This window comes from Aeromonas sp. 600282 (assembly GCF_049175755.1).
GTDB classification, from domain to species: domain Bacteria; phylum Pseudomonadota; class Gammaproteobacteria; order Enterobacterales; family Aeromonadaceae; genus Aeromonas; species Aeromonas veronii_A.
The window spans coordinates 24041-40851 of the sequence record NZ_JAAKVR010000001.1 but is presented as its reverse complement, the minus strand read 5'-3'; the positions used below and the strand labels follow the sequence as shown (position 1 = coordinate 40851).

The following is a 16811-nucleotide window of genomic DNA, read 5'->3' as shown; positions in this document are numbered from 1 at the left end:
ATGGAAGTTGATCTTTTTATACTCCAGTTGCTCCCCAAGGGCGAGCAAAGGGGCCTTGCCGTGCTTAATTTAGTTTCAATCAGCTGTATGAAACTTGTGATTGGATTGTTAAGATGTGGCGCAATGAGGTCAGACCTCTGCCTTTTAAACCAAGGAGCCAGGATGAAACAGCCATTGAAACTGACGACTCGCCAGGGCGAACGGATTGCCGTCGTGGCGGGGCTGCGTACCCCCTTTGCCAAGCAGGCCACCGCCTTTCATGGCGTGCCTGCAGTCGATCTCGGCAAACTGGTGGTGAGCGAGATGCTCGCCCGTACCAATCTCGATCCCAAGCTTATCGACCAGCTGGTGTTTGGTCAGGTGGTTCAGATGCCGGAAGCCCCCAACATTGCCCGTGAAATCGTGCTTGGCACCGGCATGAGCGTCAATACCGATGCCTATAGCGTCTCCCGCGCCTGCGCCACCAGTTTTCAGGCGGTGGCCAACGTCACCGAATCCATCATGGCGGGCACTGTGGATATCGCCATCGCTGGCGGTGCGGACTCCTCCTCCGTGCTCCCTATCGGAGTGAGCAAGAAGCTGGCCCGCGCCTTGGTGGATCTCAACAAGGCGCGCAATCTGCAGCAGCGCTTCAATATTCTACGTCAGCTGCGGGTCAAGGATCTGCTGCCGGTGCCGCCTGCCGTGGCGGAATACTCTACTGGCCTCTCCATGGGACAGACCGCCGAGCAGATGGCCAAGAGTCACCAGATCAGCCGCGAGGCGCAAGATGCGTTAGCTCATCGCTCCCACACTCTGGCCGCGCAGGCTTGGGCCGATGGCAAGCTCAGTGGCGAGGTGTTTACCGCCCATGTACCGCCCTACAAGTCGCCGCTGGAGCGGGACAACAATATCCGTGAAAGCTCGGATCTCGCGAGCTACGCCAAGCTCAAGCCGGTGTTTGATCGGGTTCATGGCACAGTGACGGCTGCCAACGCCACGCCGCTGACCGATGGCGCTGCCGCCGTGCTGCTGATGCGCGAAGGGCGGGCGAAAGAGCTGGGACTCGAACCGTTGGGTTATATCCGCAGCTTCGCCTTCTCGGCCATCGATGTCTGGCAAGACATGCTGATGGGCCCCTCCTATGCCACGCCGCTGGCGCTGGACAGAGCCGGCATCACGCTCGGTGATCTCACCCTGATCGACATGCACGAAGCCTTTGCCGCCCAGACGCTGGCCAACCTCAAGATGTTTGCCAGTGCCGATTTTGCCCGCGACAAGCTGGGCCGCGATCAGGCCATCGGCGAGGTGGACATGGAGAAGTTCAACGTCCTCGGCGGTTCGCTGGCCTATGGCCACCCCTTTGCCGCGACTGGTGCGCGGATGATCACCCAGACCCTGCACGAGCTGCGTCGTCGCGGTGGGGGACTGGGGCTCAACACCGCCTGTGCGGCGGGTGGATTGGGCGTGGCTATGGTGTTGGAGGTTGAATGATGAGCGCTAAGACTTTTTCCCTGGATGTTCGCAAAGATGGCATCGGCATCCTCACCATGGATGTGCCGGGCGAGAGCATGAATACCCTGAAGGCCGCCTTTGTGGAGGAGATCCGCACCGTGCTGGCCGAAGTGAAACGCAACAAAGATTTGATCGGTCTGGTGATCACCTCCGGCAAGAAGGACTCCTTCATCGCTGGTGCTGATATCACTATGCTGGCCACCTGCACCAGTGCCAAGGATGCCGAGACCCTGTCACGAGAAGGACAGGAGATCTTTGCCGAGATCGAGGGGCTGACCATTCCGGTGATCGCCGCCATTCACGGCCCCTGCCTCGGAGGCGGGCTGGAGCTGGCGCTGGCCTGTCATGGTCGGGTGGTGACCGATCATGGCAAATCTGTGCTGGGATTGCCGGAAGTTCAGCTCGGCCTGCTGCCGGGCTCTGGCGGTACCCAGCGTCTGCCGCGCCTTATCGGGGTGGCCAAGGCGCTGGATCTGATGCTGACCGGCAAGCAGGTCCGGGCCAAACAAGCCAAAAAACTGGGGCTGGTGGACGATGTGGTGCCGCCGTCAATCTTGCTGGATGCTGCCATCAAGCTGGCCAAGAAGGGCAAACCGCGCCATCAGTTGAAACGGGATCTGCAGGGCAAGGTGCTGGAGACCAACAAGCTGGGCCGCAAGGTGTTGTTCGATCAGGCCAGCAAGGGGGTGAAAGCCAAGACCCGCGGCAACTATCCGGCGCCGGAGCGGATCCTGGACGTTGTGCGCATCGGCGTGGAGGAGGGGATGAAGGCCGGCCTGGCTGCCGAATCCCGTCACTTTGGCGAGCTGGTGATGACTGCTGAGTCTGCCGCCCTGCGTTCCATCTTCTTTGCCACCACCGAGATGAAGAAAGAGGTCACCTATCAGGGGGCCGAGCCGCGCAAGGTGGGCCACGCGGCCGTGCTGGGCGGTGGTCTGATGGGGGGCGGCATTGCGTTCGTCACCGCCACCAAGGCGGGCGTACCGGTACGGATCAAGGATGTGGCAAGTAGTGGCATCGGTAATGCCATGCGCTACAGCTACGACATTCTGGCCAAGAAGCTCAAGCGTCGTCACATTCTGCGCAGCGAACTGGAAAAACAGATGAGCTTGCTGACCGGCACCCTCGACTACTCCGGTTTCCACCGGGTCGACATGGTGGTGGAGGCGGTGTTTGAAGATCTCGCGCTCAAACACCAGATGGTGAAGGACGTGGAGCGTGAGTGCGGTGAGCACACAGTGTTTGCATCCAACACCTCCTCCCTGCCCATCAACCAGATTGCGGCAGAGGCGGCGCACCCGGAGCGAGTCGTGGGGCTGCACTACTTCAGCCCGGTGGACAAGATGCCGCTGGCGGAGATCATCCCCCACGCTGGCACCAGTGCCGAGACGGTCGCCACCACTCTGGCCTTTGCCCGTGCTCAGGGTAAAACGCCTATCGTGGTGAAGGACGAAGCCGGTTTCTACGTCAACCGCATCCTGGCGCCCTACATGAATGAGGCGGCAAGACTGGTGCTGGAAGGGGAGCCGGTGGAGGTGCTGGACAGCGCGCTGCTGGACTTTGGTTTCCCGGTTGGCCCCATCACCTTGCTGGACGAGGTGGGGATCGATGTGGGCGCCAAGATCTCCCCCATTCTCGAGAAAGAGCTGGGCGGCGAGCAGTTCCAGGCGCCCAAGGCGTTCGACAAGCTGCTGCAAAATGATCGCAAGGGACGCAAGAACGGCAAGGGCTTCTATCTCTATGGCAAGGCGGCACCGCGCAACAAGCTGACAGGCAAAGAGGGCAAGAAGACGGTGGACGAGAGCGTCTATGGCGTGCTCGGCATCAAGCCGTCTGCCAAGCTGGCTCGCCAGGAAATCGCCGAGCGCTGCGTGTTGCTGATGCTCAACGAAGCGGCCATGGCGTTGGATAGCGGTGTGGTGGCTTCGGCCCGTGATGGCGATATCGGCGCCATCTTCGGCATCGGTTTCCCGCCTTTCCTTGGCGGCCCGTTCCGTTATATGGACACGCTCGGGATCGATCATCTGGTTGGCCGTCTGGAGTATTACCAGAAGCGCCACGGCGACCGGTTCGCCCCCTGTGCCCGTCTCAAGGCGATGGCCGCAGAGCAGCAGACCTTCTACTGATAATCGCTGCAGAGTGACCGCAAGACAACGAGGCCCGCACCCATGCGGGCCTCTTTCTATGTTGTGGTTTGTTCGGGTTATTCAGGTAGTGCTGCGATGATGCAGGCAGAGGCGAAGGCCGAAAAAATGGCCCACCGAAGTGGGCAATTTGCGAGGTAGCATGGTTCAGATACCCGGCTTACGCTCCGGGCAGCGGCCGATAATATCGGGTGGCAGTTCACCGTTGTCCTGCTCCAGCACCACGTCGAATCCCCACAGTTGATGGAGGTGCTTGAGCACCTCATGGCGAGAGTCGCCAAGGGGGATGCGGTTGTGGGGCACATAGCGCAGGGTGAGGGAGCGATCCCCCTTCACGGCGACGTTGTACACCTGAATATTGGGTTCCAGATTGCTGAGGTTGTACTGGGCCGACAGAGTATTGCGCACCTGACGGTACCCCTCGTCATTGTGGATGGCGGAGACCTTCAGATAGTTCTTCAGATCGTCGTCATCAATAGCGAACAGCTTCATATCCCGCATCACTTTCGGGCTTAAGAACTGGCTGATAAAGCTCTCGTCCTTGAAGTTCTGCATGGCAAAGTGGAGGGTGTCGACCCAGTTGCTGCCGGCATAGTCGGGGAACCAGTATCTATCTTCCTCGGTCGGGTTCTCGCAGATGCGGCGCAGGTCGGTAAACATGGCAAACCCCAGCGCATAAGGGTTGATCCCCGAGTAGTAGCGGCTGTTGTAAGCAGGTTGATAAACCACGTTGGTGTGGCTATGCAGCACCTCCATCATGAAGCGATCGCTCAGCTTGCCCTCGTCATAGAGGTGATTGAGGATGGTGTAGTGCCAGAAGGTGGCCCACCCCTCATTCATCACCTGAGTCTGCTTTTGCGGATAGAAATACTGGCTTATCTTGCGCACGATGCGCACCACTTCCCGCTGCCAGGGCTCCAGCAAGGGGGCATTCTTCTCGATAAAGTAGAGAATGTTCTCCTGGGGTTCGGCGGGGTAGCGCCTGTCCTCCACACCAGCGGCTTTATGCTGCTTGGGCAGGGTTCGCCACAGCTCGTTGACCTGAGTCTGCAGATAATCTTCCCGCGCCTTCTGACGCCGCTTCTCCTCAGCCATCGAGATCTTCTGTGGACGCTTGTAGCGATCCACCCCGAAGTTCATCAGGGCATGGCAGGAGTCGAGCAGCTGTTCCACCGCCTCGATGCCATGCTTCTCTTCACACTGGGTGATGTAGTTCTTGGCGAACAGCAGGTAGTCGATGATGGAGGAGGCATCGGTCCAGGCCTTGAACAGGTAGTTGTTCTTGAAGAAGGAGTTATGACCGTAGCAGGCGTGGGCCATCACCAGCGCCTGCATCGGCATGGTGTTCTCCTCCATCAGGTAGGCGATACAGGGATCGGAATTGATGACGATCTCGTAGGCCAGCCCCATCTGGCCGCGCTTGTAGTTGCGCTCGGTATGGATAAAGCGCTTGCCGAATGACCAGTGCTGATAGCCGATGGGCATGCCAACGCTGGAGTAGGCATCCATCATCTGCTCGGCGGTGATCACCTCGATCTGGTTGGGGTAGGTATCCAGCTTGTAGAAACGGGCGACCCGGGCGATCTCCTGGTGATAGGTCTCCAGCAGATCGAAGTTCCAGTCTGGTCCGTCATCCAGTGGCGCTACACGTTTTTCTGTTTCGATCATGTGACCTCCTCACGCCGCTTGTTTCTTGAACAGCTCGCGGAACACCGGATAGATATCCTCGACCTTGCGAATGTGCTCCATCGCAAAGTGGGGGAACTGGCTGGCTACCGACTCATATTCGTGCCACAGGGTCTGGTGGGCACGGGTGGTGATCTCGATGTAGGAGTAGTACCTCACCCTTGGCATGATGTCCCGCGCCAGGATCTCCCTGCACTGCGGTGAGTCATCAGCCCAGTTGTCACCATCCGACGCCTGCGCCGCATAGATGTTCCACTGGTTGGCGGGGTAACGCTCGTTGATGATGTCATTCATCATCTTGAGCGCACTGGAGACAATAGTGCCGCCGGTCTCCTGGGAGTAGAAGAACTCGTGCTCGTCCACCTCCTTGGCCTGGGTATGGTGGCGGATATAGACCACCTCGACATTCTTATAGGTCCGGCTCAGGAACAGATAGAGCAGGATATAGAAACGCTTGGCCATCTCCTTGGTGGCCTGATCCATGGAGCCCGATACGTCCATCAGACAGAACATCACCGCCTGACTGGAAGGGACGGGCCGTTTGACGAAGTTGTTGAATTTGAGGTCGAAGGTGTCAATAAACGGCACCGCGTCTATCCGTCGTTTCAGCTCCCTGATCTCCTTCTCGAGCAGGGCTATTTCGGCAAAGTGCTCGTTGGGATCGGTGGCCAGCAGAGCCAGCCGCTCTTCCAGTTGGTGCAGTTGGCGTTTCTTGCCCGCTTGCAGCGCCATGCGCCGCGCCAGCGAATTTTGCAGGGAACGCACCACGTTGATGTTGGCGGGCACCCCGTTTGAGGTGTAGCCCGCCCGATAGGTTTTGACCTCCATCAGCTGATTGAGCTGGGTTTTCTGCAGCCTGGGTAGCTCCAGATCTTCAAACAGCAGATCGAGATACTCATCCTTGGAGATCTGGAACACGAAATCATCGGCCCCTTCACCCTGATTGGATGCCTGTCCCTCGCCGGAACCCTGTCCACCGCCCCCTCCTTTGGGGCGGTCAATCTTGTCGCCGGAGACGAACTGATCATTGCCGGGATGCACCATCTCCCGTTTACCGCCGTGCCCCTGATGAAAATGGGGCTCGCCGATATCCTTGGTCGGGATGCTGATGCTCTCACCCTTGTCTACGTCCTGAATGCTGCGCTTGGAGACAGCATCCGAGACCGCTTGTTTTATCTGCTTCTTGTAGCGGCGGATGAAGCGCTGCCGATTGACAGCGCTTTTGTTTTTGCCGTTGAGCCTGCGGTCGATAAAATGCGCCATAACTCCCCCTTGAACAGTCAGGGTCAGGATGACTTGCGTACCCTGAGATACCATTCGGAGAGCAGTCGCACCTGTTTACGGGTGTAGCCTTTCTCCATCATCCGTTCGACAAAGTTATCGTGCTTCTTCTGCTCCTCGGCCGAGGTTTTGCTGTTGAAGGAGATAACCGGCAGCAGCTCTTCCGTGTTGGAGAACATCTTCTTCTCGATCACGGTGCGCAGCTTCTCGTAACTGGTCCAGTTGGGGTTACGGCCTGCATTGTTGGCCCGGGCACGCAGCACGAAGTTGACGATTTCGTTACGGAAATCCTTCGGGTTGCTGATCCCGGCGGGTTTTTCAATCTTCTCCAGCTCGCTGTTGAGGGACGCTCTATCAAACAGCTGGCCGGTTTCGGGGTCACGGTACTCCTGATCCTGGATCCAGAAGTCGGCGTAGGTGACGTAGCGATCGAAGATGTTCTGACCGTACTCGGAGTAGGACTCGAGATAGGCGGTCTGAATCTCCTTGCCGATGAACTCCACATAGCGCGGGGTCAGATAGCCCTTGATGAACTCAAGGTAGCGATCGTGCAGCTCTTGCGGGAACTGTTCGCGCTCGATCTGCTGCTCCAGCACATAGAAGAGGTGCACCGGGTTGGCGGCCACTTCCGCGTGGTCGAAGTTGAAGACGCGGGAGAGGATCTTGAACGCGAAGCGGGTAGAGAGACCATTCATCCCTTCATCTACACCTGCGTAGTCGCGATACTCCTGATAGCTCTTCGCCTTGGGATCGGTGTCTTTCAGGCTCTCGCCATCATAGACCCGCATCTTGGAGTAGATGCTGGAGTTTTCCGGCTCTTTCAACCGTGACAGTACCGAGAACTGGCCCAGCAGCTCGAGGGTGCCCGGAGCGCATTTGGCCTCGGTCAATTCGCTGTTGACCAACAGTTTTTCGTAGATCTTCACCTCTTCGGAGACGCGCAGGCAGTAAGGTACCTTGACGATGTAAACCCGGTCGAGGAAGGCCTCGTTGTTCTTGTTGTTGCGGAACTGCTGCCACTCGGATTCGTTGGAGTGGGCCAGCAGAATGCCGTCAAAGGGGAGGGCGGAGAGCCCTTCGGTACCGTTGTAGTTACCCTCCTGGGTCGCTGTCAGCAGCGGGTGCAGCACCTTGATGGGCGCTTTGAACATCTCGACAAACTCCATCACCCCCTGGTTCGCTTTACACAGCGCGCCTGAGTAGGAGTAGGCATCGGCGTCATCCTGGGCGAAGTGCTCCAGCATGCGGATGTCTACCTTGCCGACCAGTGAGGAGATATCCTGGTTGTTGTCATCACCCGGTTCCGTTTTGGCAATGGCAATCTGATCGAGAATGGAGGGGTTGACCTTCTCCACCTTGAACTTGGTGATGTCGCCGCCAAACTCGTGCAGGCGTTTGGCCACCCAGGGGGACATGATGGGACGCAGGTAACGGCGCGGGATGCCGTACTCTTTCTCCAGGATCTCTCCATCCTCTTCGATGTCAAACAGACAGAAGGGGTGATCGTTGACTGGTGAGCCCTTGATGCGATAGATGGGCACCTTCTGCATCAGGGATTTGAGTTTCTCTGCCAGCGAGGATTTACCGCCGCCAACGGGGCCCAGCAGATAGAGGATCTGTTTCTTCTCCTCCAGCCCCTGGGCGGAGTGTTTGAGGTAGGAGACGATCTGTTCGATGGCCTCTTCCATCCCGTAGAAATCCTTGAAGGCGGGATAGCGTGCCACGACGCGGTTGGAGAAGAGTCGGCTCAGTCTGGGGTTGGCTGAGGTGTCTACCATCTCCGGCTCACCAATGGCGGTCAGCAGACGTTCGGCTGCGGAGGCGTAGCAGGCTTTGTCCTGCTTACACATATCCAGGAACTCCTGGATGGTATATTCCTCTTCTCTCGCTTTTTCATATCGCTGTTGGTAATGCTCGAATATGCCCATAACTTTGCCCTCGTTATAGTCGCTTACCCTGAAAAAAGTGGATGACTGCTTTTGTGTTGTGCGCTTTTAAAGCCTAGTCAACAGACTCCAGTAATCCATCACGGTTGATAGGTTAAATTCTGAAGAAACCTGCCCGATCCTTGTGCGGGGAGGGTCAGTCAACAACACCGCTATGTTACTGACTGTTAAATTATTTTTGCCACGATAGTGAGGCAAATGTCAAAGACATAAAAAATAAATGTTTATGGGAAAGAGGGAACTTATTGCGAAAAGATTAAGGGGTTTGACGAAAGGCAATAGGGCTGCGGGTTGGCGGGGTTATGGATGAGAATGTCATTACGTGAACGTCAACGTAAATCACTCTGTTTGGAGTTTTGGCTCTAATTTTTACATTGACGCTACATTTTGAGTGCCCTAGATTGGCGAGGTGTGAGCAGCAAGATGCTTTAGCAAGAGAGTTGACTGTTGCCTCACCAAGCTCTGTTTAAGCACGTTTCCGTTGGCTTGACCCTCGCAACCGCGAGGGTCTTCTTTTTCTGCGTCTGTAAACGCTTGTTTCTGTTGGTGGCTATTGACGCCGCCAGCACTCATCTAGCAAGGGTAGGCTTGTTGCACGGCCGCCAGGACGCTGGCAAACGGGTGGGCGGCCAACTGGCCTGCGCCCGCCAGCGATTTGGCTTTGACCCGGCTGGTCAGCGGTGTGGTGATGCCGCACAGGAAACGGGCCAGAACACGAGCATCCACCGAACCGGTTTTGGTAATCAGCGGATCGCACCAGGCACGGATCCCCGCCGCGTTTGGCATGGTCAGTGGGGGCAGGGGAGGGAGATGTGCCACCTCGCCGCGACAAACCGAACAGTGGCCACAATGAACCGGCGCCACCTCATCGGCAAAATAGCGGGCGAGGCGGTGACTCAGGCACTCATCCGAGGTGAAAAAGTCGAGCATGGCTTGCAGTCTGGCCAGCTCACTCTGCTCTTTTTGCAGGAACAGGGCGTGCAGGGCATTTGCTTCCTGCTCGTTGTCCCACCTCTGACGGGTGATCCGGTAGACCTCGGTCATCTGTTTGCTTTCAAGCTCGATCCAGCCTTGCTGCTGCAGGTAGTCGAGCGCCGCAACCGCCCGCTGTCGCTCCCCCTGATAGCCCTGCCAGAGGGCGTCAAAGTCCATGGTGCACCAGCTGCGCGCTTGCGGGGCGCAGGCGAACAGTTGCTCCAGAAACTGGCGACGATCCGGATTGAAGCGGCTCACTATCTCGCCTTTATCCAGCACAAACTTGAAGCGGTAGTCGGCGTAGTAGCTGTAGGCCGGGGTGATGATGCCTGTCATCTCCAGATAGACCAGCAGGGTTTTAAGGGGCAACTGGCGGATATTGGTGTCGTTGGAGAGGCGCAGCAGGGTGAATTCCCACTCGCTCCCGCTCTGCTTGATGATGGCAAGGAGCTGGAGGATGGCACTCAAATCCGGCGTATCGCCGTAGACGAAGTTCTCCAGCACCGGTAGTTGGCTCTGGTTGGCCAGCACGATACAGCGCGATGGCTGGCCATCCCGTCCGGCGCGGCCAATTTCCTGGCTGTAGTTTTCGATGGATTTGGGCAGATCGTAGTGAATGACCCGCCGGATATCCGCTTTGTCGATCCCCATCCCAAAGGCGATGGTGGCGACGATGCAATCCACCTTGCCCGCCATGAAGTCGTGCTGGATCTGACTGCGCAGCACCGAGTCGAGTCCGGCATGATAGGCGCGGGCGTTGATCCCTTCTCTAATGAGTTGCTCGGCACAGGCTTCTGCGGTGTGTTGCAAAGTGACGTAGACGATGGTGGGGGCCGCCGGATCGTTGGCCAACTCCTGCGCGAGCCAGCTATCCCGCGCGTCGGGCGACAGGGGAATGACCGCCAGATCAAGATTGGGGCGGTAGAAACCGGTGACCACGACCCCCTCCGGCGCGATGCCGAATTTGGTCTGCATATCCTGAATCACCGCCGGTGTGGCGGTGGCGGTGAGCAGCAATACCTGCGGGATCTTCAGATCATGGCAATAGCTCGGCAGCTTGAGGTAGTCGGGGCGAAAGTTGTGGCCCCACTCCGAGATACAGTGCGCCTCATCGACGACCAGCAGCGAGAGCGGCACTTGCTGGATAAAGCGGCGAAAGCGCTCGTTCTTGAGTCGCTCCACCGAGATCATCAGGATCTTGAGCTGGCCATCCAGCGCCTGCTGCATCACTCGTCGGCTCTCCTCCGGGCTCTGGCTTGAGTCGAGGGTAGCGGCGCTTATTCCCTTGCTTTTAAGGAAGGCGAGCTGATCGTGCATCAGCGCCAGTAGCGGCGAGATAACTAGGGTCAGGTGAGGCAGGGCGAGGGCCGGCAGTTGATAACAGAGGGACTTGCCGGAGCCGGTGGGAAAGATGGCGGCGGCACTCTGACCTGCCAGCACCCGGCTGATCACCGCTTCCTGACCTGGCCTGAGTGCGGAGAAACCAAAATATTGGTTGAGCAGGGATGGGATCATGGCAAGGCTCCGCGGCAAATGGGGGATGATAGCACAGCGATGCCGGTCACGGGTGACACAGGAATGGTCGTGAGGGTAAGGGCAGAGAGTGTCGATAAAACGTACAAAAATGGGTGGTTGCGCTGTGGTTAAGGTTTTGTTGCGGTTTTTTGTGATGGAAACGGGATATTTTTTGGTGAGTCTCTGGAAAAAAAAGATGGCGAATGGGATATTCCGTCATGCAATCCGGTGACTGGCGGATCGGCCCGGCAGAAGGCTGGCCACAGACACCACATCCGGGCGACAGGGGTCTCCCGATGAGTGGTTGCAGACAGGACTCATGATTCATGCACTACGGTGCTTAGGGACTTTTTTGATGACACAACAACACCCCCTCCTTCGGCTGGTCAATAGCACCAGTCTGGTCAGCCAGATCCTGGTTGGTCTGGTATTCGGTATCTTGCTGGCGATGTTTGCCCCCGAGTGGGCGAAAACGGCTGGTCTGCTCGGCAGTCTGTTCGTTGGCGCACTGAAAGCGGTAGCCCCGCTGCTGGTATTCGTACTGGTGATGGCGGCCATCATTGGTCACAAGCAGGGTCAGAAGACCAATATGCGACCGATCCTGCTGCTCTATCTGTTTGGTACCTTCTCTGCGGCCGTGGTCGCGGTGATTGCCAGCTTCCTGTTTCCCTCCAACCTCCATCTGGTGGCCAATACTGCCGAGATCACCCCACCAGGCGGGATCACCGAGGTGCTGCAGACCCTGCTGTTCAACGTGGTGACCAACCCGGTCAAGGCGCTGATGGATGCCAACTATATCGGGATCCTGGCGTGGGCCATCGGTCTGGGTATCGCCATGCGCCATGCCAACGAGAGCACCAAGGCGCTGATCACTGACCTGTCTCACGGTGTCTCCGCCATCGTGAAAGCGGTGATCCGCTGTGCCCCGCTCGGGATCCTGGGTCTGGTTGCCTCCACGCTGGCAGAGACCGGCTTTGACGCCCTGTTTGGCTATGCCCAACTGCTGGTGGTGCTGATCGGCTGCATGCTGTTTATCGCCTTCGTGGTCAACCCGTTGATCGTCTTCTGGAAGATCAAGCGCAACCCTTATCCGCTGGTGCTGACCTGCCTCAAAGAGAGCGGCGTTACCGCATTCTTTACCCGCAGCTCTGCCGCCAACATTCCGGTCAACATGGCGCTGTGTGAAAAACTGCGCCTGCCCAAAGATACCTACGCGGTCTCCATCCCGCTGGGTGCCACCATCAATATGGCCGGTGCGGCCATCACCATCACTGTGCTCGCCATGGCGGCGGTACATACCCTGGGGATGGAAGTGGACATGGCAACGGCCGTGCTGCTTTCCGTGGTTGCCACCGTCAGTGCCTGTGGCGCGTCCGGTGTCGCCGGTGGCTCCTTGCTGCTGATCCCGCTGGCGTGCAGCCTGTTTGGTATCAGCAACGACATCGCCATGCAGGTGGTAGCCGTCGGCTTTATCATCGGTGTGCTGCAGGATTCTGCCGAGACAGCGCTGAACAGCTCCACCGACGTGCTGTTCACCGCCGCAGCTTGCATGGCCGAAGATGAAACCCTGCTTGATGTGGCTCCGGTACCGAGCCGCGAAGCCTGATCTCGTAACGCTCAGTTTCGCAACACACTTGCGCCCTCTTCGGAGGGCGCTTTTTATTGTCAGCTTTGCGCTGTATCCCTCTTTGATCAATCTCATTGGCTGATGTGCCGAACATTCTGTCGCCCTTCTCCAGGGCGCTGCCTTATCTTTATCCCTTCGAGTCGTGCTTCCTCCTTCTGTTGTGCGTTACACACCTTTGTCTGTTCTGCTAACAGCCGATTGCTATGGCTTACCCCAGATCTTCAGGACAATCACAGCATCACAGCATCACAGCATCACAGCATCACAGCATCACAGCATCACAGCATCACAGAAGAACGAAGATAGCTGGCTGCGGCAGATGAACCCGTCCTATCAGACACGCCATCATGGTTTGGTGAGGGGGAGTAAACGTGTTGGCGATATTGAGCTGCGGGCATGGGGGGTCATGTTGATGCCCGATGTGCTCAGTCATGGTGCTTGTGAGCATGCAGATATCCAACAAGGTGAGGAGAGTAATAAGGAGAGAGCAGGGGAATCGCGGAGGCACAGATTGCAGAGATAAAAAAGCCAGCCGACTATTCGGCTGGCTTTTTGCTATCAGCGGCAGGTAGGGGATTAACCGACCAGCTGATAGAGGATGGCGGAGATAGCGATCATCCCCATCACAGCGACAAATACGTTGCTGATATGGCCCTGATATTTCGCCATGGCCGGTACGCGCTTGATAGCGTACATCGGCATGATGAACAGGATGGTGGCGATGATCGGGCCGCCCAAGGATTCAATCATGCCCAGGATGGAGGGGTTGGCAATGGCAGTGCCCCACAGGGTCAGGATGAAGAAGGCGATGATGAACATCTCGACTTTCTTGGCGTTCGGCTCTTTGCCGGATTTGCGCATGTTCTGCACGATCATCCCCTTCAGACCTTCACGGGCACCCAGATAGTGGCCGAAGAAGGAGGAGACGATGGCCACGAACGCAACCAGCGGACCGAAGTAGGAGATGATGGGGCTGGCATGCTGGTTAGCCAGATAGGAGAGCACGGCGATGTTCTGAGCCTTGGCTTCTGCCAGCTGGGCCGGTGTCAGGCTCATGACGCAAGAGAAGACGAAGAACATCACGAAGCCCAGCAGCACCATGGCGGTACGCTTGAGGATGGCATCGGCTTTCTCGACAGCCTGATCACCGTGGTCGCGGCGCTGGGCCAGGGAGAAGCTGGAGATGGCCGGGCTGTGGTTGAAGGAGAAGACCAGTACCGGGATGGTCAGCCACAGGGTAGTGGCGAAATCCTTGGCAGAGGGCACTTGCTCCAGCGCCGCGCCGGTCCAGTCCGGGATCAGGTAGAGGGAGATACCGGCCAGAATGGCGATCAGCGGATAAACCAGCAGCTCGGTCACTTTCAGCATCAGCTTTTCACCGGCCAGCATCACCGACATCATGCCCATGATCAGCACGATGGAGAGGATCCAGCGCGGCGGAGCACTCATCTGCAGCTGGTTGACCATAAAGCTTTCCACGGTGTTGGTGATACCCACGCCGTAGATCAGCACGATGGGGTAGATGGCGAAGAAGTAGAGCAGGGTGATTAATTTACCGGCACCCACGCCAAAGTGTTCTTCCACCACTTCGGTGATGTCTGCGTTTGGCTTTTTGGAGGAAAGGACGAAGCGGGCCAGACCACGGTGGGCCAGATAGGTCATGGGACCTACCAGTAGCGCCATGACGACCAGCGGCCAGAAACCGCCCATACCCGCGTTGATCGGCAGGAACAGGATACCCGCACCAACCGCGGTCCCGAACAGACTGATGACCCAGGTAGAGTCGCGTTTTTCCCAACGAGTGGTTTGAGTAGAGCGGATCCCTTGCTCTGTTGACGCCGCAACTCCCTGCGTGCCAGTGACTGTGTTTGACATCTATCTCACCCCGAATGTGTGGTTCTTATTAAGTCGGCGCAAGGATACGGTTTTTCTAATCAAAAATGTTGATCAAATTCATCTTTACGGCACGAAAAACCGCACTTTCTTATGGAAATGTGATCAAAACAAGAAAAATTCAATTATTGTTTATCAATTGGCACGTTATTTTAGTGTTAATGATTAAATCTCGCTCAGTCAAATGTAGGTAAATTGTTATTTTGCGAGATGCTGGGCTAGCTGGTTGATCATGCTGGCGGTAGCCCCCCAGATAAAGTGCTGTTGCCAGGGGATCCAGTAGATGGTGTGTGCTTTCCCCCCTCTGGAAAGGGTCAGGGGGATGTGGTTGCGCCGATCCAGCAGATGGGTCAGCGGCACTTCGAAGGCGTGATCCACCTCATCCGGACTCAGGATGAGGGGATAGTTGCCATCGAGCAGTCCCAGTACCGGCAGTACCTCGAATCGTGACACCGTATTGAGCGGGTTGAGGGTGCCGATCACTTCAATCAGCCGGGCCGGAATGCCGAGCTCCTCTTCGGTCTCCCGCAGCGCCGTGGCAATGAGGTTTTCGTCGCCGGGATCCTGTCGCCCGCCGGGGAAGCTGATCTGCCCCCCATGATGACGCAGCCGTGGGCTGCGCTGGGTCAACAACACGCTGAGCCCCTCGTCGCGCATCACCACCGGGATCAACACCGCCGCCGGACTGAGCCCGCCGATGGCGAGGCGATGGGCCGGGGCGGGTCGCTGCAACTGGAAGCGGGTCAGCAGTTCGTGGCGATCCATGGCGGGGAGCTCTCCTGTGCGTTGGCCAGACAGTGGCGAGGGTTACAGCCCTGACAGCGGCGGCAGGATGCGGGCGACCTTGTCATAGGTCTCCTGATATTCGCTGTCGGCATCGGAGTCGGCGATGATGCCGCCACCGGCCCAGCAGTGCAGGCGACCCGCTTCGGCGATCAAAGTGCGAATGCAGATGCTGGTATCCATCCGGCCATGCTGGCTGAGATAGCCGATGCTGCCGCAATAGGCGTTGCGGCGCTGGGGCTCCAGCTCTTCGATGATCTCCATGGCGCGGATCTTGGGGGCGCCTGTGATGGAGCCACCAGGGAAACAGGCACGTAGCAGATCGACCCCTTGCCAGCGTGCATCCAGCTCACCATGGATGGTGGAGACCAGATGATGTACCGCCGGAAACGACTCCACCGCAAAGAGATGAGGCACGCTGACCGAGCCAGGCCGGCTGACCCGACCGATATCGTTGCGCAGCAGATCAACGATCATCAGATTCTCTGATCTGTCCTTGTCCGCCTGCGCCAGCTCCTGCGCGACTTGTCGATCGGTCGCCGGATCGGGGTGGCGAGGGCGAGTGCCTTTGATAGGTTTGGTTTCGATATAACGGCCATCAAGCAGCAGGAACCGCTCGGGGGAGAGGCTCAGCAGCGCACTATCCGGCAAGCGGATAAAGGCAGAGAAGGGGGCCTTGTTGGCAGCCGCCAGCAGGCAATAGGCCTGCCACTCATCACCGTGATAGGGGGCGCTGAAACGCTGGGTCAGGTTGATCTGGTAGCAATCCCCCGCGGCAAGGTATTCCTGAATGCGGGCAAACTTCTCGCCATATTCCGCGCGGCTCATATTGCTCTGCCACTCCCCCTGCAAGGCAAAAGCGGGGAGCGGGGCGGCCTGTTGTTGCTCAAGCCAGGCCAGCCGCTTGGCAAGGCCCGCTTCATCCCCCCAGTGCACCAGCTGCCAGTCGCCGGTCGCCACATTGCGCAGCAGCGCCCAGTCGTAGATGCCTACCGCCATGTCCGGCACCGCGATATCGGCGGCGGCCTGCACTGGCAGTCGTTCGAAGCGACGGCCGAGATCATAGCCAAACAGACCGAGGGCGCCGCCAATAAAGGGCAGGTGAGTGGCGCACAGTTCCAGCTCCCCCAGCAGCTGTTGCTGGGTATGGGCCAGCAGAGCGAGGGGATCTTCGTGGTGTTTGCTGATATTCATCCCGACACGCAGAGTGGTCGCCTCGCCGCGGGTTTCGAGGGTCGCCAGCGGATCGGCGGTGATGATATCAAAGCCGTTATCGGCACCGAGTGGTCCCGCCGACTCCAGCAACATGGCCCACGGCTGATGTTGCAGGCGGGCAAAAAGCTGATGGAGTTCAGCACTATGGTCTAGATGATGGATATGAAGTGTTGGCGTCATTTTATGTTACACAGGCAACAGTTTGGTTCCCGAACCCTAGTCGGTGCTGGTGGGCAAGCGTATCATAGGTGT

At 57.9% G+C, this 16811-nt stretch carries 10 protein-coding genes; 3 read left to right on the top strand and 7 right to left on the bottom strand.

The window, feature by feature from the left end:
- The first annotated feature begins 162 nt into the window (after positions 1–162).
- Positions 163–1473: an acetyl-CoA C-acyltransferase FadI gene (gene fadI, locus G5137_RS00165; RefSeq protein ID WP_421254674.1), complete on the top strand. Its 1311-nt coding sequence runs from the start codon at positions 163–165 to the stop codon at positions 1471–1473.
- Positions 1473–3620, top strand: coding sequence for a fatty acid oxidation complex subunit alpha FadJ (gene fadJ, locus G5137_RS00160; protein ID WP_421254868.1), 2148 nt, complete (start codon positions 1473–1475; stop codon positions 3618–3620). Before fadI ends, fadJ begins: the two co-directional genes overlap by 1 nt.
- Before the next feature lie 165 nt (positions 3621–3785).
- Here fadJ and G5137_RS00155 read toward each other — a convergent pair whose 3' ends face one another.
- The 4 genes from G5137_RS00155 to G5137_RS00140 all read right to left on the bottom strand — a co-directional run bounded on the left by G5137_RS00155 (position 3786) and on the right by G5137_RS00140 (position 11041).
- Positions 3786–5306, bottom strand: a complete 1521-nt coding sequence (locus G5137_RS00155) for a SpoVR family protein (protein ID WP_040065652.1) — start codon at positions 5304–5306, stop codon at positions 3786–3788.
- Positions 5307–5315: 9 nt separating this feature from the next.
- A complete protein-coding gene (locus G5137_RS00150) occupies positions 5316–6587 on the bottom strand; it encodes a YeaH/YhbH family protein (RefSeq protein ID WP_421249828.1) in 1272 nt (423 codons plus the stop codon).
- Positions 6588–6610: 23 nt separating this feature from the next.
- Complete coding sequence (locus G5137_RS00145; RefSeq protein WP_033113275.1) at positions 6611–8533, bottom strand: PrkA family serine protein kinase; 1923 nt, start codon at positions 8531–8533, stop codon at positions 6611–6613.
- A 591-nt stretch (positions 8534–9124) separates the two neighbouring features.
- Entirely contained in the window at positions 9125–11041 is a 1917-nt protein-coding gene (locus G5137_RS00140; RefSeq protein ID WP_421254673.1) for a RecQ family ATP-dependent DNA helicase, read from the bottom strand.
- A gap of 355 nt (positions 11042–11396) precedes the next feature.
- Between G5137_RS00140 and sstT the strand changes: the two genes are divergently transcribed.
- Positions 11397–12647, top strand: coding sequence for a serine/threonine transporter SstT (sstT, locus tag G5137_RS00135; RefSeq protein WP_128815591.1), 1251 nt, complete (start codon positions 11397–11399; stop codon positions 12645–12647).
- 597 nt (positions 12648–13244) lie between these two features.
- Here sstT and G5137_RS00130 read toward each other — a convergent pair.
- From G5137_RS00130 to pabB, 3 genes are all read right to left on the bottom strand, one after another.
- Entirely contained in the window at positions 13245–14543 is a 1299-nt protein-coding gene (locus tag G5137_RS00130) for a serine/threonine transporter (RefSeq protein ID WP_005351750.1), read from the bottom strand.
- 216 nt (positions 14544–14759) lie between these two features.
- Positions 14760–15326 carry a CoA pyrophosphatase gene (locus G5137_RS00125; RefSeq protein WP_268011457.1) on the bottom strand — a complete coding sequence of 189 codons (567 nt, stop codon included), beginning with the start codon at positions 15324–15326 and terminating at the stop codon, positions 14760–14762.
- Positions 15327–15368: 42 nt separating this feature from the next.
- Entirely contained in the window at positions 15369–16652 is a 1284-nt protein-coding gene (pabB, locus tag G5137_RS00120; protein WP_421254867.1) for an aminodeoxychorismate synthase component I, read from the bottom strand.
- Positions 16653–16811: the final 159 nt, after the last annotated feature.

Excerpts from the sequence above, each read along its gene's own strand:
- fadI (WP_421254674.1), top strand. The coding sequence starts at position 163 with ATGAAACAGCCATTGAAACTGACGACTCGCCAGGGCGAACGGATTGCC.
- fadJ (WP_421254868.1), top strand. The coding sequence starts at position 1,473 with ATGAGCGCTAAGACTTTTTCCCTGGATGTTCGCAAAGATGGCATCGGC.
- G5137_RS00155 (WP_040065652.1), bottom strand. The coding sequence starts at position 5,306 with ATGATCGAAACAGAAAAACGTGTAGCGCCACTGGATGACGGACCAGAC.
- G5137_RS00150 (WP_421249828.1), bottom strand. The coding sequence starts at position 6,587 with ATGGCGCATTTTATCGACCGCAGGCTCAACGGCAAAAACAAAAGCGCT.
- G5137_RS00145 (WP_033113275.1), bottom strand. The coding sequence starts at position 8,533 with ATGGGCATATTCGAGCATTACCAACAGCGATATGAAAAAGCGAGAGAA.
- G5137_RS00140 (WP_421254673.1), bottom strand. The coding sequence starts at position 11,041 with ATGATCCCATCCCTGCTCAACCAATATTTTGGTTTCTCCGCACTCAGG.
- sstT (WP_128815591.1), top strand. The coding sequence starts at position 11,397 with ATGACACAACAACACCCCCTCCTTCGGCTGGTCAATAGCACCAGTCTG.
- G5137_RS00130 (WP_005351750.1), bottom strand. The coding sequence starts at position 14,543 with ATGTCAAACACAGTCACTGGCACGCAGGGAGTTGCGGCGTCAACAGAG.
- G5137_RS00125 (WP_268011457.1), bottom strand. The coding sequence starts at position 15,326 with ATGGATCGCCACGAACTGCTGACCCGCTTCCAGTTGCAGCGACCCGCC.
- pabB (WP_421254867.1), bottom strand. The coding sequence starts at position 16,652 with ATGTTGCTGGAGTCGGCGGGACCACTCGGTGCCGATAACGGCTTTGAT.